Here is a 24,527-nt window from a genome sequence, read left to right on the forward strand (position 1 = left end):
CCCTTCGCGCGGCGCCCGGGCGGGGCCGCGCGGCTCAGTATCGGAAGGGCAGGCCGGCGACGTCCATGCCCTCCTGCCAGTCGAGCCGGCGGCGGCCGAGGTCCAGCGTCAGCTCGACGCTGGCCAGGGCGGTGAAGCCGGCCCGGTGCAGGCAGTGCAGGGCGGCGGTGTCCCGGACGGCCGGCGACACGCCGAGCGCCCGCATCCCGCGCCGCCGGGCGACGTCGATCACGGCCCGGACCAGGGCGGTGCCGATGCCGCTGTCCCGGTACGGCTCGCTGACGACGATCGGCCAGATCTCGCCGGCGTTCTCCCGCAGGACCAGGCCGGCGAGCCCGACGACGCCCTCGTCGTCGTCCTCGGCGACCCAGACGCCGGCCAGGTCGATCCGGGCCAGGTACTCCTCGAAGCCCGCGCCGCGCGCGGTCTCGCCGTCGCCCTCGTCGGCGGCCAGCGGGTACTGCCGGGCGCGCTCGGCGGCCAGCTCCGCCCAGAGGTGGCGGCCCTCGCGGTGGTCGGTCGGCCGGTACGGCCGGACGGCCACGTCGATCCGGTCACTGATAGCTGTCGCTCCGTAGCGATCGGTCATGTCGCCATAATGAACCCGATCCGCCCCCGCCGGAGCCGAAGTGGGAGATCGCATGGACATCGCCTACCTGCGCCGTCACCCCGACCACCTGCCCACCTTCCTCACCCACCAGCGGATCCGCGAGACGCCCGTACCGGGCGGCGGCACGTGCACCGCGCGCCGGCTCACCCTCGACGACGGCCACTCGGTGTTCGCCAAGAGCTGGCCGGCGGGGGCCGGGCCCGCGCCGGACGGGCTGTTCGCGGCCGAGGCCGCCGGGCTGCGCTGGCTCGGCGAGGCCGGGGCGGTGCCCGTACCGGGGGTGCTCACCGCGCTGCCGGAGCTGCTCGCGCTCGACTGGGTCGAGCCCGGCGCGCCCACCGCGGCCGGCGCCGAGGAGCTGGGCCGGGGGCTGGCCGCCCTGCACGCCGCCGGGGCGCCCGCGTTCGGGGCGGCGTGGCCGGGCTGGATCGGCGGGCTGCCGCTGGACAACACCGCCGGGGCCGGGCCGTGGGGGCCGTGGTTCGCCCGCCGCCGGCTCGACCCATACCTGCGCCGGGCCGCCGACGCCGGCGCGCTGTCCCCCGCGGACGTCGCCGCCGTCGAGCGGGTGCGGGACCGGATCGGGGCGTACGGCGGGGACGAGCCGCCCGCCCGGCTGCACGGCGACCTGTGGCCCGGCAACGTCCTGTGGGCCGCCGACGGGCGGGCGTGGCTGGTCGACCCGGCCGCGCACGGCGGGCACCGGGAGACCGACCTGGCGACGCTGGCGCTGTTCGGCGGGCTGCCGCACCTGGACCGGCTGCTCGCCGCGTACGCCGAGGCCGCGCCGCTGGCCGACGGCTGGCGGGACCGGGTGCCGCTGCACCAGCTCCACCTGCTGCTGGTGCACGCGGCGCTGTTCGGCGCGGGGTACGCCGGGGCGGTCCGCGCGGCGGCGGACCGGCTGTGACCACCGACCCGCCCGGCGCGGCCGGCCGCGAGCGCGACCCGGCCGGCGGGCTGGTGGACGTGCACGGGCGGGTGGCCCGGGACCTGCGGGTGTCGCTGACCGACCGGTGCAACCTGCGCTGCACGTACTGCCTGCCGGCCGAGGGCGTCCCCTGGCTGCCCGGGCCGGACCTGCTCACCGACGCCGAGGTGGGCGAGCTGATCCGGGTGGCGGTGACCCGGCTCGGGGTCAGCGAGGTGCGGTTCACCGGCGGCGAGCCGCTGCTGCGCCCCGGCCTGGCCGGGATCGTCGCGGCCGCCGCCGCGCTGCGCCCCCGCCCGCGGCTGTCGCTCACCACCAACGGGATCGGCCTGGCCGCGCGGGCGGCGGAGCTGCGCGCCGCCGGCCTGGACCGGGTCAACGTCTCGCTGGACACCCTCGACCCCGACCGGTACGCCGCGCTGGCCCGCCGCCGCCGGCTCGCCGACACGCTCGCCGGGATCGCGGCGGCCGCGGCGGCCGGGCTCGCCCCGGTCAAGCTCAACGCCGTGCTGATGCGCGGCGTCAACGACGGCGAGGCGCCGGACCTGCTGGCGTACGCGCTGGCCCACGGGTACGCGCTGCGGTTCATCGAGCAGATGCCGCTGGACGCCGGCGGCCGCTGGCGCCGGGCGGACATGGTCACCGCCGACGAGATCCTCGGCGCGCTGCGGGCGCGGTACCGGCTGCGCCCCGACCCGGCCGACCGCGGCCCGGCGCCGGCCGAGACCTGGCTGGTGGACGGGTACCGCGACGCCGCCGGCGCGCCCGCCCGGGTCGGCGTGATCGCCAGCGTGACCCGCCCGTTCTGCCGCGCCTGCGACCGGACCCGGCTGACCGCGGACGGGCAGGTCCGCGCGTGCCTGTTCGCCCGGGCCGAAACCGACCTGCGCGGGCCGCTGCGGTCCGGCGCGGACGACGCCGCGCTGGCCGAGCGCTGGCGGACGGCGATGTGGGGCAAGGCGGCCGGGCACGGGGTCGACGCGCCGGGGTTCGCCCCGCCGCCGCGGCCGATGTCGGCGATCGGGGGCTGAGGATGATCACGGTGCGGTACTTCGCGGCGGCCCGGGCCGCGGCGGGCACGGACAGCGAGCGGGTCCCCGCCGGCCCGCTGGGCGCGGTGCTGGCGGGGCTGGGCGAGCGGCACGGGCCGGCGCTGGCCGGGGTGCTGGCCCGCTGCTCGTACCTGGTCGACGGGGCGGCGGCGCGGGATCGCGCCGGCCCGGTCCGGCCGGGCGCGACCCTCGACGTCCTGCCGCCCTTCGCCGGCGGCTGACCGGCGGGCCGCCGGCGGCCGGGCGCCGCGGCCTGGCGGCCGGCGCCGGCCGGGCCGATGCGGGCCGGGCGCGGGCGGGCCGGCGCGGGCCGGGCGGGCCGCTAGGTGGGCGGGGTGTCGCGGCGGGGCGGGCGGTCGGCCAGGACGCCCCACGCCGCACCGGCCAGCACCAGCGCGCCGCCGGCCGCCTGCCACCCGGTCACCGCCTCGCTCAGCAGCACCGCCGCCGCGACCACACTCACCACCGGCTCGACCATGCTCAGGATGGCCGCACCGGTCGGCCCGATCACCGCCATCCCGGCGAAGAAGCAGCCGATCGCCACGACGGTCGAGAACACGGCCACCCCGGCGATCGCGCCCCAGCCGGCCGCCGTGATCCCGCCGTGCAGCGACCCCGTCGCGGCCCCGGTCACGCCGAACGCCGCCGCCGCGAACGCCGCCACCCAGCCCGCCGTGAGCAGCGGCGGCATCGTCCCGGCCGTCCGGTCGCCGAGCACGATGTACGCGGCGTAGACGCCGCCCGCGGCCAGCGCCAGCAGCACCCCGGCCAGCCGGACGCCGCCGCCCGGGTAGCCGAGCACCACCGCCAGCCCGGCCAGCGACACCCCGACGGCGGCGAGCTGCCGGGGCGCGGGCCGGGTCCGGGACAGCGCCGCGTGCAGCAGCAGGACCAGGGCCGGGTACAGGTACAGCAGCAGCGCCGCCAGCGCCGGCGAGACGAACCGGACGGCGGAGAAGTACAGCATCGCCTGGAGCGCGTACAGCACCCCGCCGAGCAGGAGCAGCCGCCCCCACTCCCGCCCGGCGGGCAGCCGCAGCCGGCCGGCGAGCGCCAGGTACCCGAACAGCAGCGCCGCCGCCAGCCCGAACCGCCACAGCAGCAGGGTGGGCACGTTGAGACCGGCGGCGTACGCGTACCGGGCGAGGACCGGCATCAGCCCGAACCCGGCCGCCGAGCACACGACCAGGACCCGCCCGCGCCCGACTGACATGGTCATCGCGTCACCGTACGAGGTGTCCCGTCGCGGAGTTGACCTCCCCCCGGGTACGTTCGAGCCGGGCCGGGCGGCCGGGGAGTGGGGTGCGGAGTGCGTACGGTGATCTTCTTCGGGGTGATCCTCGCCGTGGTGGGCGGCATCCACGGCTACCTGTGGCGGCGCCTGGTCGCGGACACGACCGCGCGCGGCGGCTGGCCGCGCCGGGCGGGGACGGCGCTGGTGGTCGCGCTGGCCCTCCTGGTGCCGGTGGTGCTGGTGGGCACCCGGCAGGGCGCCGGGTGGCTGGCCCCCGGCTATGTGTGGATCGCCCTCATGTTCTACCTGCTGGTGGTCCTCCTGGCCCTGGAACTCCCGCTGGCGGCCGCGCTCTGGCGCCGCCGCGCCCGCGGGCCCGCCCCGGCCACCCCCGCGACCGGGGAGCAGCCGGCCGGGCCGACGCCGGGCGAGCCGACGCCGGGCGAGCCGGAGCCGGCGCCGGGCGAGCCCGCGGAGCCGGCCCCGGACCCAGCGGCTCCGCCCGGCCGGGCGGAGCCGGACGGGGCCGATCACGACGCCGCCCGGCGGCTGCTCCTGCGCCGCGGGGCCGCGATCTTCGCCGGCCTCACCGCCACCGGCATCACCGGGTACGGCATCCGCACCGCCCTCGGCCCCCCGCAGCTCGACCGCGTCGACATCCCGCTGGCCAAGCTCCCGCGCGGGATGGACGGCTTCCGCATCGCCGTCGTCTCCGACATCCACCTCGGCCCGATCAACGGCCGCGCGCACACCGAGCGGATCGTCGCCGCGATCAACCGCCTCGGCGCCGACGCCGTCGCGATCGTCGGCGACCTGGTCGACGGCACGGTCGAGGAGCTGGGCGCCGCCGCCGCGCCGCTGCGCGACCTGCGCTCCCGGTACGGGTCGTTCTTCGTCACCGGCAACCACGAGTTCTACTCCGGCGTCGCGCCGTGGCTGGTGGAGCTGCCGAGGCTCGGCGTCCGGGTGCTGGCCAACGAGCGGGTACCGATCGAGGGCCTCGACCTGGCCGGCGTGCACGACGTGGCCGGCGGCGAGCCGCAGGGCTTCGGCCCGGTCGGCGACGGCCTGGCCCCGGACTTCGCCCGGACGTTCGCCGACCGGGACCCGGCGCGGCCGTCGATCCTGCTGGCGCACCAGCCGGTGCAGGCGCACGAGGCGGCGAAGTACGCCGTCGACCTGCAACTCTCCGGCCACACCCACGGCGGGCAGATGGTCCCGTTCAACTACCTGGTCGGGCTGGAGCAGCCGGTCGTCTCCGGGCTGGGCGAGGTCGACGGCACCCGGGTGTACGTGACCAACGGGGCCGGTTTCTGGGGTCCGCCGGTGCGGGTCGGCGCGCCGCCGCAGGTCTCGCTGGTCCGGCTGCGCGCGGACCGGTAAGGACCGGCGCCGGTCCGGCGGATTCCGCCTCCCGCGCGTGGCGCGTGCGGACGCGCCGGCGCGGCGTGCCAAGATGCGGCGTGCCTCCGCTGCGTTCCGAAGCCGGTGATCCCGCCGTACCCGGGGCCGGTGTGCCCGGGACCGTCGTGTCGCCGTACGGGGTCGAGGGGTCGCCGCTGGCCCGGCCGGAGCCCGCGGCCGCGCCCCCGCCGGTCGACCGGCCGTACGTCGCCGACCTGCACATTCACTCCTCGTACTCGCGGGCGTGCAGCCGCGATCTCACGCTGCCGAACCTCGCCTGGTGGTCCCGGCGCAAGGGGATCAGCGTGCTCGGTACGGGTGATTTCACCCATCCCGCCTGGTACGACCACCTGCGCGAGTCGCTCGTCCCCGCCGAGCCGGGGCTGTTCCGGCTGCGCCCGCAGCCGCAGGCCGATGTGGACCGCCGGCTGCCGCCGATCCTCGCCGACGAGGGCGCGTACACCCGGTTCATGCTGTCCGTCGAGATCTCCACGATCTACAAGCGGGACGGGGCCACCCGCAAGGTGCACCACCTGGTGTACCTGCCGGACCTGGGCGCCGCGGCCCGGTTCAACCAGGTGCTCGGCCGGATCGGCAACCTCGGCTCGGACGGCCGCCCGATCCTCGGCCTGGACTCCCGCGACCTGCTGGAGATCACGCTGACCGCCAGCGAGCACGGATACCTGGTCCCGGCGCACATCTGGACGCCGTGGTTCGCCGCGCTGGGCAGCAAGTCCGGCTTCGACGCGATCGCCGACTGCTACGCCGACCTGGCCGACGAGATCTTCGCGGTGGAGACGGGCCTGTCCAGCGACCCGGCGATGAACTGGCGGGTGTCCAGCCTGGACCGGTACCAGCTCGTGTCGCACTCGGACGCCCACTCGCCGCCCGCGCTGGCCAGGGAGGCGACCCGGTTCACCGCGGCCCTGGACTACCACGCGATCCGGGCGGCACTGCGCACCGGCGACGGCCTGCACGACACGATCGAGTTCTTCCCGGAGGAGGGCAAGTACCACGCCGACGGGCACCGGGCCTGCGACGTCCGCTGGGACCCGGAGCGCACCCGGGCGGCCGGCGGCATCTGCCCGGTCTGCGGGCACGGGCTGACCGTCGGCGTACTCAGCCGGATCGAGGAGCTGGCCGACCGCCCGGCCGGCGCCACCCGGCCGAACGCGAAACCGGTCACCCACCTCATCCCGCTGGCCGAGGTGGTCGGCGAGATCCACGGCGTCGGGCCGCGCAGCAAGACCGTCGAGGGGCGGATCCAGCACCTCGTCGCCGCGCTGGGGCCGGAGCTGGACATCCTCACGTCCGTACCGCTGGACGAGGTCGGCCGGGCCGGCGGCGAGCTGCTCGGCGAGGCCATCGGCCGGCTGCGCCGCGGCGCGGTGCACCGGACGCCGGGCTACGACGGCGTGTACGGCGTGATCAAGGTCTTCGCCCCGGACGAGCTGCGCCGGGAGACCGCCGCCCAGGCCGAGGCGCTGTTCGACGTGCCGGCGCCGCGGCCGGCGCCCGCGGCGCGGCCGGCGGTCCCGGCCGGGCGGGGCGGCGGCGACGGCGCCGCCGCGCCCGTGGTGGCCGACGCGCCCGCCGCCCCCGTGGCGGCGGCGGCCCGGCGCGGCGGGGACGGCGCGGCCGCCCGCCCGGCGACCCCGCCCCCCGCCCCGGCGCCGCGGCCCGCGGCCGTCGGCCCGGCGGGCAAGGCGTCGCCGCACGAGCCGTTCGAGCCGATGCTGGCCGGGATGGAGGAGGTCGGGACGGGCCTGCTGGACCGGCTCGACGCCATGCAGCGGGTCGCCGCGTCCGTGCACAGCGGACCGATGCTCATCGTCGCCGGCCCCGGCACCGGCAAGACCCGCACGCTGACCCACCGGATCGCGTACCTGTGCGCGGAGCTGAACGTCAACCCGCAGCGATGTCTGGCGATCACGTTCACCCGACGGGCGGCGCAGGAGCTGCGCGAACGCCTCACCGACCTGCTCGCGCTCGACGCCGACCAGATCACCGTCGGCACGTTCCACGCGCTCGCCCTGCAACTCCTGCGCGAGCACCCGCGCGCCGCCGGCCTCGCCGACGGCTTCGCGATCGCCGACGAGGTCCAGCGGGCCGCGGCGCGCGACGAGGCCGGGGAGGACGATGCGGCGTACCGCAAGGCGCTGCGCGCCACGAACCTGGTCGACCTGGACGAGCTGGTCCCGCTCGCCGTGGCGATGCTGGACGGCCACCCGAAGCTGGTCCGGGAGTACCGCGACCGGTGGGTGTGGATCTTCGTGGACGAGTACCAGGACGTCGACGCCGACCAGTACGCCCTGCTCCGGCTGCTCTCCCCGGCGGACGGCAACCTGTACGCGATCGGCGACCCCGACCAGGCGATCTACTCCTTCCGCGGCGCGGACGTGGAGTACTTCCTGCGGTTCGCCCACGACTTCACCGACGCCCGGCAGGTCCGGCTCACCCGCAACTACCGCTCGGCCGCCCCGATCGTCGCCGCGGCCGTCCAGGCGATCGCCCCGACCTCGCTGGTCCGGGACCGCCGGCTCGACCCGGCCCGGCTCGACCCCGACGCCCCGCTGATCGGCCGGTACGCCGCCCGGACGCCCGCCGACGAGGCCGAGTTCGTCGCGCGGACCGTCGACGAGCTGGTCGGCGGCCTGTCCCACCGCTCGTTCGACGGCCGGGTCGACGCCCGGGCGGCGGTGCCGGAGGCGCTGTCGTTCGGCGACATCGCGGTGCTGTACCGCACCGACGCCCAGGCCGCCCCGATCGTGGACGCGCTCAGCCGGGCCAACATCCCGGTGCAGAAGCGCTCGCACAACCGGCTGCGCGACCGCGCGGGCGTGGCGGCGCTCGCCCGCGAGCTGCGGCTGGCCAGCGGCGGCGGCGCGGTACCGGACCGGCTCGCCGCCGCGGCCCGCAAGCTCGCCGACCGGCACACCGCCCCGACCCTGGACGGCGCCGGCGCGGTCACCCCGGAGGACGTGTGGGCGGCGGCCGACCTGCTCGGCCCGCTGGCCGCGCAGCACGCGGCGGACCCGGCGGCGTTCCTTACCGCCATCGCCACCGGCGCCGAGGTGGACGCGCTGGACCCGCGCGCCGAGGCGGTCACGCTGCTCACCCTGCACGCGTCGAAGGGCCTGGAGTTCCCGGTCGTGTTCCTGGTCGGCTGCGAGGACGGGCTGCTGCCGCTGCGGCTGCCCGGCGACCCGCCGTCGGAGGGCGCGGTGGCGGAGGAGCGGCGGCTGTTCTTCGTCGGGCTGACCCGGGCGCAGAACCGGCTGTACCTGTCGTCGGCGGCGACCCGGTTCCGGTTCGGGGCGCAGCGGGACGCGCGGGTGACGCCGTTCCTGGCGGCGATCGACCCCGGGTTGCTGCGGACGCTGCACGACACGACGGTCCGCGCCCCGCGCGACCGCCAGCTCCGCCTGCTCTGATCCCGTCCATCGCGACCCGCCGCCGCCGAGGCCGAGCCCGCTGGCCGTCGATCAGCGGGTGCGCGCTCTGATCCGCCCACCGCGGCCGGGCGCTCCCGGTGCCGTGGTCGTGGCCGGACGGCGTGGCCGCGGTCGCGGTGGTGGTCGCGGTGGTGGTCGTGATCATGTCGAGCGGCGGCGTGGCGGGCGGCGTTTCGGCGTCGTTCGACGTGATCGATTTCGCTCCGCGCGCCCGCCGATTGACCCGCCTTCTCGCCCGCGCTTACCGTCGGGTAGGGCGTCCGCAGTGGAGCCCGTTCCCGACCCCGACCGGCACCCCCCGGCCGGGCTCGGCCGTCCCGCGGGAGGTGTCCGATGCCGGACCTGGCGGTGTGGGGTGTGCTGACGATGCTGGCCGCGGGCGCGCCCGCCGCGGCCCCCGACGACCCGGTCGCCGCGCTGGTCGCGGCCCTGCCCGGCGTCCCCCCGGCGGAGGTCCGGGCGACCCTGCGCGCGGCCGCGGCGGCCGACGGCGGGACCGTCGCGCGCGCCGCGCGCCGCGTCCTGGCCGAGATCGCCGCCGACCGCGCCCGCGGCGCCGCGGAGCAGCGCCGGGTGCGCGCGGCCGCCGCCCCCCGGCCGTACGGCGGGAGCGGCGGCGAGCACCGGCTGGTCCGGGCGCGGCACGCCGGCGACGCCTACTACACGCCCGCGGCGACCGCGGGCGTCGACCACGGGCACGTGGGCCTGTACTCGGCCGTCGACCAGATCACCGAGATCGCGGCGGGGAAGAAGGTGTACACGATCCCGTACCACGGGCGCTGGGTGCGCTCCGGCGCCGCGCTGTTCGAGGTGCGGGTGGCGCGGGCCGGCCGGGACCGGGCGGTGGCCTGGGCGCTGGGCCGGGTCGGCCGGGACGGGTACTCGTACAACTTCGCCACCAACCGGCTGACCGCGCACGTCGGCGCGAAGAATTGCAGCAAGCTGGTGTGGAGCGCGTACCGGGCCACCGGCGGGCCCGACCTGGACCGCAACGGCGGCGCCGGCGTGTACCCGCGGGACGTGCGCGACGCGCCGCAGTCGACCGTGTACCGCGTCATCGGCGGATAGCGCGCTGCCGTGATCCCCCGCATCCCCCCGGCGCTGCCCGCCGCCCTCACCCTGGTCCTCGCGCTCGCGCTGGCCGCCGCCGGCTGCGGGCGGGAGGCCCCCCTGCTGGCCGGGCACCGGTTCCCCACCGACTACCTGACCGACCGCGCCGCCGTGATCCACCTGTCCACCCAGTCGTTCGAGAGCAGCCAGCAGGGCCGGGCGGTGTTCGTCGGCCGGGACGGCGGGATCGACGTGTACCGCACCGGCGGCCTCGACATGGGCAAGCTGGCCGGCCGCGGCCGGCTCTCGGTGCAGGTCCCGGAGGCCACCGCGGAGACGGTCGTCGGCGGGGCCGGCGGCACGTACCGACGCGCGCCGCGGGCGATCGGCTTCTTCGCCGCCTGGCTCCCGTCGGCCGGGTACGTGACGCTGTTCAACGCCGGTCGCACCGGCGTCCCCGGCGGGTACCGCTTCGAGGCGACCTGGCGCGGCGGGCCCGACGGCACCGGCCCGGCCCGGGCGGGGTCGATCGACCGGTACCTGATCGCCGCGGGGGAGTGCGGCGACGACGTGTACGCGCTCGCCGAGGCGCACGGCCCGGGCGGGGCGCCGGAGCGCCCGGTGAGCCTGCTGCGGCTGCGCTTCGGCGAGCGGCTCGACGTCACCACGGTCGCCCGCTGGCCGCGCACGCCGGCGACGTTCGGCACGGTGGCCGGGCGGCTCGGCTGCGCCGGCGGCGCGGTGCACTTCTGGTACGAGACGATCGGGGCCGCCCCCGCCGCCGCCGTGTGCAGCGTCGACCTGCGCACCGCGGCGGTCCGGCACCGGCTCGTCCGCAAGTACGCCGACACCGAGGAGCAGGAGGAGCTGACGAGCTGGCACGTCGACCGGAGCACGCACGTGCACGCCGGCCGGCTGTACCACGTCGACGGGCAGGGCGGGATCCTCGCGGTCACGCTGGCCACCGGCGAGGTCCGGCGGGGGGTGGCGCTGCCGCTGCCGCCGTACCGGATGGGCCTGGCGCTGACGTACTGGTCGGACAGCCGGCTGCACGTCCTGCACCAGCCGGTGGACCTCGGGCAGCCGGCGACGCTGACCACGTACGACGCCGACACGGGCTCGCCGCTGCGCCAGCTCGATGTCCGGGGCCTGGGCGCGCTGGTCGAGGAGGGGGTGACGCCGCACGACCTACTTGTCTTACCTTGACCATACTTATGGCGAGTCGTGATGGTTTCCTCGGCGGGCGCGGCGCGTTGGGCTTCCCGTACGACAGATCCAGAGGAGGGTGCCGTGATCCGTGTCGTCACCGCCGACCCGCACACCATGGCCCAGCTCGGCTACGCCGCCGCGCTGGACGCCGACCCCGAACTCGACCTCGTCGGCCAGGCCGGCCACGCGGCGCCCGCCCGGCAGCTCGTGGCCGCCCGGCGCCCCGACGTCCTGCTCGTCGACCTGGACCTGCCCGGCGTCGACGGCCTGCGACTCGGCCGCCTGCTCCGGCAGGACCAGCCGCACCTCGGCCTGATCCTGGTCGGACCGGTCGACGACGCGGTGCTGTACCGCGCGTTCGAGCACCGGTTCTCCGGGTACCTCACCCGCTCGGCGGGCGTCGAGGCGGTCCGCGCGGCGATCCACCGCGCCGCGCTGGCGCCGACCAACTTCGCCGCGCCGGACCCGACCGGGGCGCTGTCCCGCCGGCGGGCGCCGGCCGCGCTGAGCCCGCGCGAGACCCAGGTGCTGCGCCACCTGTACGTGGGGGCCAACAACGCGGCGATCGCGACCAGCATGGACCTCACCGAGTCGACGGTCCGGACGTACCTCGCCCGGGTGTACGACAAGCTCGGCGTGCACAGCCGCGCCGAGGCGCTGGCCGCGGCCACGGAGCACGGCCTCCTCTGACCCCGGCCGCGCCGGCGCGGCCCCGGATCCGGGCGATGCCGACGGCCCCGGCCGCGGACCCCCGGCCAGCGCGCGAGCCCCGGATGCACCGTGGCGTTGGTCACTCGTCGTGTGGGTACGGATGCGCTGCGGTGTAACGGAGGTGGTGTCGCGGCGTGTCCCGGAGGTGGTGTCGCCCGGCGCGCGGGCCGGCGCCGACCGGGCGCACCGTTCGCCGCGGCGCGCCGACCGGCGGGAATTTCCGCAGATCACGCACGTCGGCGCGGCGCGCGATTCCCGGCGGCGGCGGGGTGACCGCGCGTTCCCGGGGGGCGACCCGGGCGGGCCTGCACGCTACGGTGGCTGTGCCCGTCAGGACCGGCGAGCGAGATCGCCGGGCAGCCAGGAGGTCCGATGTCGCACGACGCGCCCGTCGCCGGGCAGCCGCCCGAACCATGGGGCGCCGGCGAGGACGCCGCCGCGGAACGGTACGACGAGCCCTCGGACCCGTGGGGCGGCAACGGCGCCCCGCTCGGCCCGTGGGCGCATCCGCCGCAGAACGTCCCGCCGTACGACCCGACCGGCGTCTCCTACGCCCCGCCGGCCCAGGCCGCGCCGGTCGACTCGCCGGCCCCGGAGTGGACGGCGCCCGCACCGCCGTCGCGCGGGCGGCGGTCGTTCACGGTGGCGCTGGTCATGTGCCTGCTGGCCATCCTCGCGGCCGCCGGCTGGGGCGTCGGTATCTACCTGTGGGGCCGGCAGGGCGGCCGCGCGCCGCAGGCCGTGCCGACCATCACACCGCCGTCGCCGACGTACCAGCCGACGAGCCCGCCGGAGCCCACCCCGCATGGCACGGACGCGCGCAGCGTCACCGCCGGGCAGTGCCTCGTCAACCGCGGCAACGACCGCAAGCCGGACCTGCGGGTGGCGGCCTGTTCGGCGGCGGAGTACCAGGTCCTGGCCCGGTTCGACGGCACCCGCGACTACACGAAGAAGTGCAAGGGCAAGATCGACGGGTACGAGTTCTACTACTTCTTCGACGCCGCGGAGGACAGCCACGACTTCGTGCTGTGCCTGCGCCGCCGCCCCGCTCCGACCCCGCGCTAGCGGCGCCGGACGGGGCCGCGACCGGCGCCGCGGGGGCCCTGCGTGTCGCCCCGCCCGCTAGGTTGAGGACCGGAAGACTGTGCCCACCGGGCGCGCCGCCGGGAGTCGGGCGATCCGTGCCCGGGCGCTCACGGCGACCACGACTCTAGGAGAACCATGTCCGAACCGCCCCGGCCGCCGTACGGCAACGACCCGGACGAGCCCACGCGGCACCTGTACCCGGCGGAGGAGCCCACCGCGCCGATGTACCCGGCGAGCGACCCCACGCCGCCGCCGCCCGCGCGGCCGCCGGGGGCGGACCTGCCGCCGGGTACCCCGCCCCCGCCCGGCCCGCCGCCGGGCGGCTTCCCCCCGCCGCCCGGACCGCCCCCGCCCGGCGCGGTGCCGCCGCCGGCCGCGTTCCCGCCGCCCGGCGCGGTCCCGCCCGGCTTCCCGCCCGCCGCCGCCCCGCCGCCGGCACCGCCCGTACCGCCGCCCGGCGGCGCCTTCCCGCCGGGGGACGCGTTCCCCCCGCCCGGCGGTCCGCCGCCGGCGATCGGCGAGCCGTACCCCGGGCCCGGCCTCCCCGTACCGCCGCCGAAGCGCAAGACCGGCAAGGTCGTCGCGGTGATCATCGCGGTCATCGTGCTGCTGCTCTGCCTCTGCGGCGCGGCGGCGATCTGGATCGCCAAGCTCGGCTTCGACGAGGCGAAGAAGAAGGACGACGCGCTGCCCACCGGCGTGGCCACGCCGACGACGTCCGGCGCGGACAACCAGTTGTTCGAGAAGGGCGACTGCGTCGTCAACGACGGCAACGAGGGCGACGCCAAGCTGCGCAAGGTGCCGTGCGCCGCGGGCGCGTACGAGGTCGTGGCCCGGCTGCTGTTCACCACCGACCGGACCAAGTGCGACAACCCGTTCCTGGGCGCGGGGCGGGGGCAGTACGACTCGACGTACACGCACCCCGGCAGCGACCCGCCCACCGACAGCTACGTGCTCTGCATGAAGAAGCGCTGACCGCGCGGCGCGGGCCCGGCCGATGTCGCGGCCGGGCCCTCACGCGCAGTTGACCCACTCCTGCGTACCGTCGGCGAACCGCTGCCGCTTCCACACCGGCAGCCGCTCCTTGACCAACTCGACCAGGTGGGCGACCGCGGCGAACGCCGGCCCTCGGTGGGCGCTGCTCACCGCCGCGCACAGCGCGACCTCGCCGACGGCCAGCGGCCCGACCCGGTGGCTCACCGCGACGGCGCGGACGGCCGGGTCCGCGGCCACCTCGGCGGCGATCCCGGCGAGGACGGCCGCGGCGTCGGGGTGCGCCTCGTACTCCAGCCCGACCACCGCCCGCCCGCCGTCGTGGTCCCGGACGACGCCCGCGAACCCCGCCACGGCACCCGCCGCCGGGTGCCGGACGGCGGCCTCGTGCGCGGCGGGGTCCAGCGGCGCGGCACCCACCGCCGCGATCACCACACCCGAACCCGACGCCACCGCGTTGCCGGCGGCGCGGTCGGCCGCGCCGTACTCCGGCGGCGGTGCCGGCGGAAGGGGCAGGTAGGGCACCTCGTCGCCCGCGGCCGCCCCGCCGCCGGGCGCGATCACCGCGTACCCGTCGGCCAGCGCCAGCCCGCGCAGCATCGCCGACCCCACGTACGGCACCGGCTCCGCCCCGCCCCCCGCGACCCGGACCAGCGCCAGGTGCGTGTCCGCTCCGCGCCCGCCCAGCGCCACCCCCGCGCGCACCGCCGCGAGCGCCGGCAGCGGCCGCCCCGCGAGCCCCGCCAGCAGCGGCCCGACCAGCGTCAGCGCGGCGATCACCGCCGACTGCGGGTTCCCCGGCAGCCCGACCACGAACCGGTCGCCGACCCGGGCCAGCAGCATCGGGTACCCCGGCCGGACGGCGACGGTGTCCACCACGTACCGCGCCCCCAGCGCCGCCAGCGCCGGGTGCAGGTGGTCGGCCGGGCCGCGCATCGTCCCGCCGGTGGTGCAGACGACGTCCGCGTCGGCCAGCGCCCCGCGCAGCGCCGCGACGTGCGCGTCGAGGGTGTCGGCGATCGGCGGCGGCGGGTCGGCGACCGCGCCGCCGAGCGCGCGCAGCAGCGCCGGCAGCGCCGGGCCGAGCGCGTCGCGCAGCCGGCCGTCGCCGGCCGGCCCGGCGGTCCGCAGCTCGTCGCCGAAGACGCGCAGCGCCAGCCGGGGCGCGCGGCGCAGCGGCAGCCGGTCGTACCCGCACGCCGCGGCCAGCCCGGCGACGGCCGGGGTGACGACCGTACCGGCGGGCAGCAGCTCCGCCCCCGCGGCGGCCTCGGCGCCGGCGGGCCGCCACTCGGGCACCGGCGCGCCGGCCGGGCGCGGCGTGCCGTGGATCCGGTCGCCGCGCCGGGTGACCTCCTCGACGCGGATCACCGCGGTGCTGCCGGCCGGCAGCATCGCGCCGGTGGCGACCTCGGCGGCCGTACCGTCGGCGACCAGCGGCTCCGGCCGCTGCCCGGCGAGCACCCGCCCGACCGGGCGCCACGGCCCGGGGCCGCGCACGGCGTAGCCGTCCACGCTGGACGTGTCGTACGCCGGCAGCGCGGTCCGGGCGGCGAGCGGCGCGGCGAGCGCACCGCCGGCGGCGCGCCCGACCGGCACGTCGACGGGCGGCAGCGGGCGGGCGGCGGCGTGCGCGGCGACGCGGGCCTCCGCCCACGCCAGCGCCCCGCCACCCCCGCACCCGGCCGCCGCCCCGGCCGGTTCGGCGGCAGGCGACGGGTCGGCGTCCGGCGGCTCGTCCGCAGCCGCGGCCGGGGCGGGGACGGGGGCCGGGGCGGGGGCGGGGGCGGGGGCGGGGCGCAGTTGGGCCAGGGTGTGCGGGAGGAGCGGGCCGAGCACGGCGAGGGCGTCGCGCGCCGCCCCCGGCGACCCGGCCACGTTGACGACCAGCGTCGACCCCGCCACGCCGGCGAGGCCGCGGGAGAGCGCCGCCGTCGGCACCGACCGCGCACCGCGCGCGCGGATCGCCTCCGCGATCCCCGGCAGCGGGCGGTCGAGCAGCGGCGCGGTGGCCTCGGGGGTGCGGTCGGTGCGGCTGACTCCGGTACCGCCGCTGGTCAACACCAGGTCCAGGCCGGCGGCGAGCGCGTCCCGCAGGGCGGCGGCGACCGGCGGGCCGTCGGGGACGACGACGACCTCGACGGCGTACCCGAGGGCGCGCAGGCCGTCGGCGAGCAGCGGCCCGCTGCGGTCGGCGTACCGGCCGGCGGCGGCCCGGTCGGACGCCACCACCACCCGCGCCCGCCCGCCGACCACCCGCTCGTCGAGGTGGGCGGCGGCTGGCGACACCGCCGCCGTCGGCGCGGGAGCGGGGTCGGCGGGTGGGGAGGGGTGCGGGGTCACGGGTGGTTCCGGGTGCCCGTCGCCCCGCCGGACTTGTGCAGCACCCGGACGCCGTCCAGCCGCGCCGCCGGGTCCAGCGCCTTGATCATGTCGAACAGCGCCAGCCCCGCCACCGCCACCGCGGTCAGCGCCTCCATCTCCACGCCGGTGCGGTCGGCGGTCCGGGTGGTCGCGGTGATCTCCACGGTGTCCGTGCCGGGCGCCAGCTCCACCGCGACGGCGTGCAGGGCGATGGGGTGGCAGAGCGGGATCAGGTCCGGCGTCCGCTTCGCGCCCATGATCCCGGCCAGCCGGGCCGTGGCCAGGGCGTCGCCCTTGGGCAGCCCGTCCCGGCGGAGCGCGTCGACCACGGCGGCCGTGGTGTGCAGGCGGCCGGTGGCGACGGCGGTGCGGGCGGTGACCGCCTTGGCGCTCACGTCGACCATCCGCGCGGCCCCGGCGGCGTCGAGATGGGTCAGTCCCGCGGGGTCCGGGTCGGGCGCGGTCGCCGCCGGCGGATCGCCGGGCGCCGCGCCGAGGGACCGGGCATTGGCGGAGGGTGAGGGCGAGGCGGCGGACATGCGCTCATCGTACGCGAAACCGTTGAACCATTTATCCATACTTTTCGGTGTATACCATTTCTCTACTGGCGAGTTGTGGTGCATCCGCCGCAATTTCCATCAGAACAAACCCACGCCGCCGGTGGGACTATCTACACGTCCCGTGGTCGCCGGGACAGTCAGTGGTCTTATGTGGACAATACGTGGCAAACCATGCCGACATTATCGGAATATGTACAAATGGACATTTAATAGTACCCAAACCATTGAATCCTGTTCTACCGTTCTCTCCATCGCAAGACAACGGCTTTCACCACTGACGGAGTCGATGGAGGAGGGTTACCATGCGTGGGCAGGACTGGCAGTAATCCGGCCGCCCGGAAATCGGGCCAGCCGCACGAACAATGGGGCACCACACAGTCGAAAGAAGCAGGAATAGCTGCGTGAACCAGCCGGGCAACGCATGGGCCGATCGCCAATTGAGGCGCCTGGTCACGCTCGCTGCAGTCTCGGCAATAGTAGCTTTGACCTGGGCGGTTCATCGGGCCATTCAGCCCGACAGCCGCACGCCGACCGTTGCCACGATGATGACGCTCACCGTCCTCATCTCGGTTTCCCGCATTGCCTATGTGCGCCTCCGCGTCGGCGGTACGCACCAGGCGACGAGCTGGAACTGCTTCGGCATCCTCATCGCTCTGGCCACCATCGAATCGCACTGGGTCGTGCTGTGCGTCTTCGTCAGTTCGATCGTCTACGGCGCGGTACTCCGCCTCGCCGCACTGCGCTTCCTGTTCAGCATCGCCAAGGAGGTCGTCCTCGCCGCCGCGGGCAGCGCGGCACTCGCACTCACCCACTTCTCCGCCGGCGATCCACAATCGTGGCGCCTGATCGGCTCGCTGCTGTGCGCGTACGTCACCATGGAACTGGTCGGCGACCTCCTGGTCGTACCCGTGGTCGCGCTCGCCAGCCGCACCCCGATCATCCAACGCTTCACCGACAAGCTCGACATCCGCCTGATGCTCGTCGCGGCGCAGACCGTCCTGGCGATCGGCACCGTCGTCCTCGTCCTGATGACGCCGTCGCTGCTGGTCGCCGTACCGGGACTGGTCCTGAGTCTGCACCTGTGGTCCGCGAGCCGGCTGCGCAGCCGCGCCGAACGTGAGGCGTGGCAGCAACTGGCCACGACCACCGAGGGGCTCAACGACGTCGACCTCGACGCCGTCCTCACCCTCGGGGTCATCCGGGCCGCCGAACTCTTCTCCGCCGACGAGGTGGAGATCGCCTACCGCGACGGCGAGACCACGCGCCTGCTGCGCGGCGACTCCCGGGGCGTGCACCACGACGGCCCGCCGGAGACCGTCGCGCCGACCGAGGCGCGCGACTCCATCGCCGTCCCGCTCAGCGGGCCGCACGACGGCCCCGAGATCGGGGAGCTGCGCCTGCGCTTCCGGGGCAAGGTGACGCTGTCCGAACGGGAGCGCTACACGCTGCGTACGTTCGCCTCGGCCCTGTGCACCGCGCTGCGCAACGCGGCCGCCTACGCCGAGCTGGAACGGGTCGCCGCCGCGCACGCGCACGCGGCGGCGCACGACCCGCTGACCGGCCTCACCAACCGTCGCGCCCTGCTCGACCAGGGCGCCAAGCTGCTCGGCCAGCGCCACACCCACGGCGTGATGGCCCTGCTGCTGATCGACCTCGACCACTTCAAGGAGGTCAACGACACCCTCGGCCACGCCGCCGGCGACCAGGTGATCATCGCGGCGGCGCAGCGGCTGCGGGCCGCCGCCGGGACCGGCGACATCGTGGCGCGGCTCGGCGGCGACGAGTTCGCCGTCCTGCTCACCCAGCTCCCCGCGCCGGCCATCGCCAGCAACCGGGCCGCGCAGATCGTGGACGCCCTGCACCACCCCGTCGACATCGAGGGCATGCAGGTCGCGATGGAGGCCAGCGGCGGCGTCGCCGTCGCCACCGGCACCTCCGGAATGGTCGAGCTGCTGCGCCGCGCCGACGTGGCGATGTACCAGGCCAAGCGCGCCGGCGACCGCGTCGCCGTGTACAGCCGCCGCCGCGACACCAGCGAGGTCGGCCGGCGCACCCGCGGCGGCGAGCGCCCCGGGCTGGTCGCCGACCAGGAGTTCTCGGTGCTGTTCCAGCCCATCGTGGACCTCGCCGACGGGCAGGTCGTCGCCGCCGAGGCGCTGGTCCGACTCAAGGACTTCCCCACCCCCGCCGACGACCCGGCCGGGCTGCTGGAGGCCGTCGACCGGCCGAGCCTGCTGCCGCAGTTCCAGGACATCGTCCTCGACCTCGCCCTGCTCGCCGCCGCCGACTGGCGCGAGGCCGGCTTCGACCTGCCGGTCAGCGTCAACATCGCCCCGCGCAGCCTGCTCGACCCTCGCTTCCCCGCCGCCGTGATCACCCGGCTGCGGACCCACGACATCGCCCCCGAGCGGCTCATCCTCGAACTCACCGAGAGCCTCGCCCTGACCCCGCTGGACGTCGTCCAGGACGTCCTCGGCCAGCTCCGCGCCGCCGGCGTCAAGCTCACCCTCGACGACGTCGGCCACGGCTCGGCCTCGCTGGCCGTGCTGTCCCAGCTCCCGCTGTACGAGCTGAAGATCGGGCCGGAGTTCGTCCGCGGGATGGCCAGCTCCGCCGAGGCCGCCACCGTCGTCCGGTCGGCCGTCGAACTCGGCCGCAGCCTCAAGGTCGCCGTCGTCGCCACCGGCGTCGAGACCGAGGCCCAGCGCCGCGTCCTCTGGGAACTCGGCTGCGCCGCCGGCCAGGGCCACCTCTTCGCCCGCCCGATGGCCGCCAGCCGGCTGCTCGCCGCCCTGCACCGCGGCACCCACGGCCGCCCCGGCCTGCTCGCCTCGCCCCTGCACGACGAGGGGGCCGTCATCCGCATCCCCACCGCCCGCCGTCCCACCGGCCGCAACCCCCGTCTGCCACACTTGCCGGCGTGACCGCCGACCGCTGGCGCCGCCTCGACGCCGCCGGCGGTGGGCTCGCCCCGGACGCCGCGCTGTACACCGCGGGCGCCCTCTTCGCCGGCCTCACCGCCGCCACCTCCACCCTGCCGCCGCACCGCGCCTGGGGCGCACTCGCCGCCTGGGGCTACGCCGCCGCCGCGCTCGCCGTCGCCGCCCAGCTCGCCCTCCGCGCCCGCGACCCCGCCCACCCGCTCGCCGGCAGCCGGGCCCGGGCCGCGCTCGCCGCCGCCACCGCCGCCGCGACCGTCCTCGCCCCGCTGCTCGCCCAGGCGGCGCAGCGCGCCGCCGGCCGCGCCGACCGCGCCCAGGAGGAGGTCGCCGTCGTCGAGGACGGCGCCCGCCGCCTGCTGGACACCGGCACGCCGTACCTCACCGACGCCGCCATCGCCGCCCGCGCCCCCGCCGAACAGTTGGTCGGGTACCTGCCGTACCAGCCCGGCATGACCGCCTTCGGCCTGCCCCGCGCCCTCGCCGGCACCCACTGGTGGACCGACGCCCGGCTCGCCTTCGCCCTCGCCACCCTCGCCGCGCTCGCGGCCGCGCTGCGGCTGGCGCCCGGCCCGCCCGGCGCCCGGATCCGCGCCGCCCAGGCCGCCACCGTCCTGCCGATCTGCGCCCTCACCCTGGCCACCGGCGGCGACGACCTGCCCGTCCTCGCCCTCGCCCTGCTCGCCTGCGCGCTGCTCGCCGCCGGGCGGCCCGGCGCGGCCGGGCTGGCGATCGGCGCGGCCGGCGCGCTGAAGCTGTTCGCCTGGCCGATCGCCCTCGTCCTCGCCGTCGCCGCCGCCGCGGGCGCGCGCGGCGCGGCGGCGGGCGGCGGCCGGGCGGCCCTCGGGCGGTACCTCGCCGGGTCCGTCGGGCTGCCGCTGGCCTGCCTGCTGCCCGTCCTGCTGGCCGACCCGCGCGCCGTCGCCGACAACCTCGTCGGCTTCCCGCTCGGCCACGGCGTCGTGCGCAGCCCCGCCGCGTCGCCGCTGCCCGGGTACCTCGTCGCCCACGCCCTGCCGTACGGCCGCCTGCTCGCCCTCGCCGCGCTCGCCGCCGCCGGCGCCGCCATCGCCGCCCGGCTGTGCCGCCGGCCGCCGCGCGACGCGGCCGCCGCGGCGCTGCTGTGCGCCGCCGGGCTGCTCGCCGCGATGCTGCTGCTGCCGGCGACCCGATTCGGCTACCTGCTGTACCCGGCCGCGCTCGCCGCCTGGGCCCCGGCCCTGCGCGCACCCGCGTCGGCGGCGCGTGCACCGGCGCCCGCGGCCCGCCCGGCGGGCGTCGGTGGCGGGGGTCGCGGCGGGCCGGTCGGGGGCGCCGCGTGACCGCGCGCCGGCCCACCGCGCGCACCACGGCCGCGGTCGCGCTGGGCGGCGCGGCCGGGACGCTGCTGCGGTACGCCGCCGGCCAGCTCTGGCCCGGCCCCGCCGGGACCCTGGCGATCAACGTCCTCGGCGGCCTCGCGATCGGCGCGCTGCTGCGCCGCCCCGCCGGCCGCCCGGACCGGTACCTGCGCCCGCTGCTCGCCACCGGCCTGCTCGGCGGCTTCACCACCTTCTCCGGGTACGCGGTCGACGTCCGCGCCCTGCTGCTCGCCGGCCGGCCGGGCCCGGCGGTCGCGTACCTGCTCGGTACGGTCGCGCTCGTCCTCGCCGCCACGTGGTGCGGCCACACGGCGGCGGGGTGGCGGCGGTGACGGTCCTGCCGCTGGTGCTGGGCGGGGCCGCGGGGGCGGTGCTGCGGTACCTGCTCGCCGCCCTGCTGCCGCCCGGCCGGCTGCCGTGGGCGACGCTGGCGGCGAACGGCGCCGCGTCCGCCGGGCTCGGCGCGCTGACCGCGGCCGGGCCGCGGCTGCCGGGGTGGCTGCTGCTGCTCGCGGCGACCGGCGTGTGCGGGGCGCTGAGCACGTGGTCGACGCTGGGGTACGAGCTGTTCGCGCTACTGCGGGAGCGGCGGGTGGCGGCGGCGCTGCTGCTGGGTACGGCGCACCTCGGGCTGGGGTGCGGGGCGGTGCTGCTGGCCGCGGCGGCCGCAGCGGGCTGAACCCGGCGCACGCTGCTGCGGGCGCACGCCGGCGCACGCTGGTTCCGGCGCACGCTGGTTCCGGCGCACGCTGGTTCCGGCGCACGCTGGTTCCGGCGCACGCCGGCCGGCGGGTCAGAGGGCCATGTCGACGAAGCGGGAGAAGTGGAGCTGCGCGGCGACGGTCACCGAGTCGGTGGGGCCGTTACGGTGCTTGGCCACGATGAAGTCGGCCTCGCCGGCCCGCGGCGACTCCTTGTCGTAGTAGTCGTCGCGGTGCAGCAGGATCACGACGTCGGCATCCTGCTCGATTGATCCCGACTCGCGTAGATCGCTAAGTTGGGGCCTTTTGTCCGTTCGTTGCTCGGGGCCGCGGTTGAGCTGGCTCACCGCGATCACCGGGCACTCGACCTCCTTGGCCAGCAGCTTGAGGCCCCGGGACAGTTCGGACACCTCCTGCTGCCGCGACTCCACCCGCTTCGGCGAGGACATGAGCTGGAGGTAGTCCACGACGATCAGCTTCAGGTCGTGCCGCTGCTTGAGCCGGCGCGCCTTGGCCCGGATCTCCATCAGGTTCATGTTCGGGGTGTCGTCCACGAACAGCGGCGCCTCGCTGATCTCGCCCATCCGCCGGGCGAGCTTGGTCCAGTCGTCGTCGGAGAGCTGCCCCGAGCGCAGCGTGTGCAGGCCGACCCGGGCCTCCGCCGAGAGCAGCCGCATGACGATCTCGACCTTGCTCATTTCCAGCGAGAAGATGCAGCTCGCCAGGTTGTGCTTGAGCGAGGCCGACCGGGCGAAGTCCATCGCCGCGGTCGACTTGCCCAGGCCGGGCCGCCCGGCCACGATGATGAGCTGGCCGGAGTGCAGGCCGTTGAGCAGGCGGTCCAGGTCGGAGAAGCCCGTCGGTACGCCGGTCATCACGCCGCCGGCCGCGCCGACCGCCTCGATCTCGTCCAGCGTCGGTTGGAGCATGTCGGCGAGCACCGCGAAGTCCTCGCTGACCCGCCGCTCGGTGACGTCGTACACCGCCTGCTGGGCCAGGTCGACCGCGTCGTCGACGTCGCGGCCGCCGCCGGCCGAGCCGTACCCGAGCTGGACGATCTTCGTACCGGCCTCGACCAGCCGGCGCAGGATCGCCCGCTCGCCGACGATCCGGGCGTAGTAGGCGGCGTTGGCGGCCGTGGGCACGGCGGCGATGAGCGTGTGCAGGTACGGCGCCCCGCCGATCCGGGCCAGGGCGCCGGAGTCGGCGAGCGCGGCCGCCACGGTGATCGCGTCGGCGGGTTCGCCGCGGCCGTACAGGTCCAGCACCGCGTCGAAGATCGTGGCGTGGTGCGGCCGGTAGAAGTCGTTCGGCTTGAGGATCTCGACGACGTCGGCGATGGCGTCCTTGGACAGCAGCATGCCGCCGAGGACGCACTGCTCCGCGGCAATGTCCTGGGGCGGGGTCCGGTCATATCCGCCGCCGCCGGACGGGGCCCGCCGCTCCGGTACGGGCGGGGGCGCGGCGTCGTCGCCCGACCGCTGGTCGGGTCGCACGCCGTCGTCGATCGACACTGGTTCCCCCTCGCTGAAATGCGTGGTGCGGCGTGCTCGGCGGGGCCGGGGACGCGGCCGGGGGGTGGTGCCGCGCCGGCGTGCGGAGGCCGTCCGCAAACGATAGGGAAGGGTCACCCCCGACGGCCAGTCGACCGGTGGACAGGCCCGGGGACAACCTGTGGATAACCGCTCGGATCCTGTGGATAACCCTGTGCACAACCTGTGGACAGAAACATGAATGATCCGCCCATATAGCCGCTGACCTGTGGTTCAGAAATACACAGCCTGTGGATGAAAGAAAGTCGGCCCCCGGCGGGTCCCCATCGTGGGGGTCATGACGCTCACGTCCCCTTCCGCCCGTACCGGTCGGCCGGCTACGCTTCCCACACCCGGCCATCGACGAATCAGCACAACCGCTGGCTACGCTCGGTACAACAGCGGCCGCCATGGGTATAACAGCGGCCATGTCAGCCGAGCGGCCCGTACCACCCACCCGGCCGGACGGCGTCGCTCCGCCCACTGTCGAGCGGCCCGGCGTCGGTCAGCGGTCCCTGCCTGACCAGCCCATTGCTAACCCGTGGTGGAGAGGAAACCATCGCCAGGTGAGCTACCACCGAGATCGGGAGGAGGGCCCACGCGCGCGGACGGCCCGGTACCCCGCGGACGGGTGGCTCGAAGGGGCGGACCGCGCGTCGCTGGGCGCTGCCGCCGGCGTGGGCGCGAACGGCTGGTCCGAGTCCGATTCCGGACGGCACCGGGCCAGCGACGAAGAGGACACGGCGTACGTCGGCGAGATCCTGCCGCCGGCCGGCCGCACCGGCGGGTACGACGCCGGGCCGAACTGGGCCGCGGGCAACGCGTGGCGGGACAGCCAACCCCCGGCGGGCACGGAGCCCGGCTGGCGACCGGCGGGGCCGGTCGACGCCGCGGGCGGCTACGACGATCGCCCGGCGCCGGGGTACCGGCCGCGCCGGGCGGACGGGTCCGGAGCCCCCGGCAACGAGTACGGCCCGCGGCAGGGGTACCCCGCCGACGGCCCGGGGTACGCGGCAGGCGAACCGCCGCGGGACCGCCCGGCCGGCGGGGCACCGGGCTACCGGCAGGGCGGCGGCTACGACGCCATGTCCGGCGGGGCGACGCCCCCGGGTCGGACCGGGTCCGACGCCGCTGGCCGGTCCGCGGCCGGCGGCCGGCCGGGTGCCGGCGCGTCGGGCGGCTACGGCGCCAGCGGCCGCGCCGGGGATCCGGCGGGCGGCTACGGCGGTTCCGGGCGCTACTCGGGCGCTGGCTCCCCGGGCGCCGGTGCCGGCGGCTACTCGGGCAATGGCGCGGACGGCTACTCGGGTGCCGGCGCGGGCGGCTATGCAGCTT

General features: G+C 77.0%; 19 protein-coding genes and 2 pseudogenes. 14 read left to right on the plus strand and 7 right to left on the minus strand.

The features are described from left to right. Positions 1 to 34: 34 nt before the first annotated feature. Positions 35 to 589: a GNAT family N-acetyltransferase gene (locus IEY94_RS08230; RefSeq protein WP_189169494.1), complete on the minus strand. Its 555-nt coding sequence runs from the start codon at positions 587 to 589 to the stop codon at positions 35 to 37. Between the two features lie 52 nt (positions 590 to 641). Between IEY94_RS08230 and IEY94_RS08235 the strand changes: the two genes are divergently transcribed. From IEY94_RS08235 to IEY94_RS08245, 3 genes are read left to right on the plus strand one after another with little or no spacing between them, the layout of a single operon-like run. After that, a complete protein-coding gene (locus tag IEY94_RS08235; RefSeq protein ID WP_189169495.1) occupies positions 642 to 1,520 on the plus strand; it encodes a fructosamine kinase family protein in 879 nt (292 codons plus the stop codon). Then, positions 1,517 to 2,572, plus strand: a complete 1,056-nt coding sequence (gene moaA / locus IEY94_RS08240; RefSeq protein WP_189169496.1) for a GTP 3',8-cyclase MoaA — start codon at positions 1,517 to 1,519, stop codon at positions 2,570 to 2,572. Before IEY94_RS08235 ends, moaA begins: the two co-directional genes overlap by 4 nt. A gap of 2 nt (positions 2,573 to 2,574) precedes the next feature. Next, a complete protein-coding gene (locus IEY94_RS08245) occupies positions 2,575 to 2,814 on the plus strand; it encodes a MoaD/ThiS family protein (protein ID WP_189169497.1) in 240 nt (79 codons plus the stop codon). 101 nt (positions 2,815 to 2,915) lie between these two features. Here IEY94_RS08245 and IEY94_RS08250 read toward each other — a convergent pair whose 3' ends face one another. Then, positions 2,916 to 3,812, minus strand: a complete 897-nt coding sequence (locus IEY94_RS08250; protein WP_189169498.1) for a DMT family transporter — start codon at positions 3,810 to 3,812, stop codon at positions 2,916 to 2,918. 90 nt (positions 3,813 to 3,902) lie between these two features. Here IEY94_RS08250 and IEY94_RS08255 point away from each other — a divergent pair, with 90 nt between their 5' ends. From IEY94_RS08255 to IEY94_RS08285, 7 genes are all read left to right on the plus strand, one after another. Further along, positions 3,903 to 5,210 carry a metallophosphoesterase gene (locus tag IEY94_RS08255; RefSeq protein ID WP_189169499.1) on the plus strand — a complete coding sequence of 436 codons (1,308 nt, stop codon included), beginning with the start codon at positions 3,903 to 3,905 and terminating at the stop codon, positions 5,208 to 5,210. A 176-nt stretch (positions 5,211 to 5,386) separates the two neighbouring features. Next, positions 5,387 to 8,665: a UvrD-helicase domain-containing protein gene (locus IEY94_RS08260; RefSeq protein WP_189169828.1), complete on the plus strand. Its 3,279-nt coding sequence runs from the start codon at positions 5,387 to 5,389 to the stop codon at positions 8,663 to 8,665. A 354-nt stretch (positions 8,666 to 9,019) separates the two neighbouring features. After that, positions 9,020 to 9,754, plus strand: a complete 735-nt coding sequence (locus IEY94_RS08265; protein WP_189169500.1) for a hypothetical protein — start codon at positions 9,020 to 9,022, stop codon at positions 9,752 to 9,754. 9 nt (positions 9,755 to 9,763) lie between these two features. Continuing rightward, on the plus strand, positions 9,764 to 10,942 hold the full coding sequence (locus IEY94_RS08270) for a YycP family beta-propeller protein (protein ID WP_189169501.1): 1,179 nt from the start codon (positions 9,764 to 9,766) through the stop codon (positions 10,940 to 10,942). A gap of 84 nt (positions 10,943 to 11,026) precedes the next feature. Then, a complete protein-coding gene (locus tag IEY94_RS08275) occupies positions 11,027 to 11,635 on the plus strand; it encodes a response regulator transcription factor (RefSeq protein WP_189169502.1) in 609 nt (202 codons plus the stop codon). A gap of 393 nt (positions 11,636 to 12,028) precedes the next feature. Beyond that, on the plus strand, positions 12,029 to 12,721 hold the full coding sequence (locus IEY94_RS08280; RefSeq protein ID WP_189169503.1) for an LppU/SCO3897 family protein: 693 nt from the start codon (positions 12,029 to 12,031) through the stop codon (positions 12,719 to 12,721). Between the two features lie 156 nt (positions 12,722 to 12,877). After that, entirely contained in the window at positions 12,878 to 13,717 is an 840-nt protein-coding gene (locus IEY94_RS08285; protein WP_189169504.1) for an LppU/SCO3897 family protein, read from the plus strand. Between the two features lie 39 nt (positions 13,718 to 13,756). Here IEY94_RS08285 and IEY94_RS23380 read toward each other — a convergent pair whose 3' ends face one another. From IEY94_RS23380 to moaC, 4 genes and pseudogenes are all read right to left on the minus strand, one after another. After that, the gene (locus IEY94_RS23380; protein ID WP_229783486.1) at positions 13,757 to 14,188 is read right to left on the minus strand and encodes a molybdenum cofactor biosynthesis protein MoaE; all 432 of its coding nucleotides are present in this window, start codon (positions 14,186 to 14,188) and stop codon (positions 13,757 to 13,759) included. 27 nt (positions 14,189 to 14,215) lie between these two features. Further along, a pseudogene (locus IEY94_RS23385) lies at positions 14,216 to 15,397 on the minus strand (molybdopterin molybdotransferase MoeA); the annotation flags it as partial. A gap of 135 nt (positions 15,398 to 15,532) precedes the next feature. After that, positions 15,533 to 15,991, minus strand: a pseudogene (locus IEY94_RS23390) (MogA/MoaB family molybdenum cofactor biosynthesis protein); the annotation flags it as partial. Between the two features lie 83 nt (positions 15,992 to 16,074). Then, positions 16,075 to 16,536, minus strand: coding sequence for a cyclic pyranopterin monophosphate synthase MoaC (gene moaC / locus IEY94_RS08295; protein ID WP_268244830.1), 462 nt, complete (start codon positions 16,534 to 16,536; stop codon positions 16,075 to 16,077). 665 nt (positions 16,537 to 17,201) lie between these two features. On the opposite strand from moaC, the gene IEY94_RS08300 reads away from it, so the two are divergent. The 4 genes from IEY94_RS08300 to IEY94_RS08315 are packed head-to-tail and all read left to right on the plus strand — an operon-like array spanning position 17,202 to position 21,638. Then, positions 17,202 to 19,583 (plus strand): putative bifunctional diguanylate cyclase/phosphodiesterase, encoded by a 2,382-nt coding sequence (locus IEY94_RS08300; RefSeq protein WP_229783439.1) that lies wholly within the window; start codon positions 17,202 to 17,204, stop codon positions 19,581 to 19,583. Beyond that, the gene (locus IEY94_RS08305) at positions 19,580 to 20,920 is read left to right on the plus strand and encodes a glycosyltransferase 87 family protein (RefSeq protein WP_189169508.1); all 1,341 of its coding nucleotides are present in this window, start codon (positions 19,580 to 19,582) and stop codon (positions 20,918 to 20,920) included. The genes IEY94_RS08300 and IEY94_RS08305 overlap by 4 nt, the downstream gene beginning before the upstream one ends. Beyond that, positions 20,917 to 21,291: a fluoride efflux transporter FluC gene (locus IEY94_RS08310; RefSeq protein ID WP_189169509.1), complete on the plus strand. Its 375-nt coding sequence runs from the start codon at positions 20,917 to 20,919 to the stop codon at positions 21,289 to 21,291. Before IEY94_RS08305 ends, IEY94_RS08310 begins: the two co-directional genes overlap by 4 nt. After that, complete coding sequence (locus IEY94_RS08315; protein WP_229783440.1) at positions 21,288 to 21,638, plus strand: fluoride efflux transporter FluC; 351 nt, start codon at positions 21,288 to 21,290, stop codon at positions 21,636 to 21,638. The genes IEY94_RS08310 and IEY94_RS08315 overlap by 4 nt, the downstream gene beginning before the upstream one ends. Before the next feature lie 114 nt (positions 21,639 to 21,752). Here the strand turns inward: IEY94_RS08315 and dnaB are convergent, their stop codons facing one another. Next, on the minus strand, positions 21,753 to 23,174 hold the full coding sequence (gene dnaB / locus IEY94_RS08320; protein ID WP_189169510.1) for a replicative DNA helicase: 1,422 nt from the start codon (positions 23,172 to 23,174) through the stop codon (positions 21,753 to 21,755). Positions 23,175 to 24,527: the final 1,353 nt, after the last annotated feature.

The organism is Pilimelia anulata, from assembly GCF_014647895.1.
Classification (GTDB): domain Bacteria; phylum Actinomycetota; class Actinomycetes; order Mycobacteriales; family Micromonosporaceae; genus Pilimelia; species Pilimelia anulata.

Coding starts and splice junctions, on each gene's coding strand:
- IEY94_RS08230 (WP_189169494.1), bottom strand. CDS start 589: ATGACCGATCGCTACGGAGCGACAGCTATCAGTGACCGGATCGACGTG.
- IEY94_RS08235 (WP_189169495.1), top strand. CDS start 642: ATGGACATCGCCTACCTGCGCCGTCACCCCGACCACCTGCCCACCTTC.
- IEY94_RS08245 (WP_189169497.1), top strand. CDS start 2,575: ATGATCACGGTGCGGTACTTCGCGGCGGCCCGGGCCGCGGCGGGCACG.
- IEY94_RS08250 (WP_189169498.1), bottom strand. CDS start 3,812: ATGACCATGTCAGTCGGGCGCGGGCGGGTCCTGGTCGTGTGCTCGGCG.
- IEY94_RS08265 (WP_189169500.1), top strand. CDS start 9,020: ATGCCGGACCTGGCGGTGTGGGGTGTGCTGACGATGCTGGCCGCGGGC.
- IEY94_RS08280 (WP_189169503.1), top strand. CDS start 12,029: ATGTCGCACGACGCGCCCGTCGCCGGGCAGCCGCCCGAACCATGGGGC.
- IEY94_RS08285 (WP_189169504.1), top strand. CDS start 12,878: ATGTCCGAACCGCCCCGGCCGCCGTACGGCAACGACCCGGACGAGCCC.
- IEY94_RS08300 (WP_229783439.1), top strand. CDS start 17,202: ATGATGACGCTCACCGTCCTCATCTCGGTTTCCCGCATTGCCTATGTG.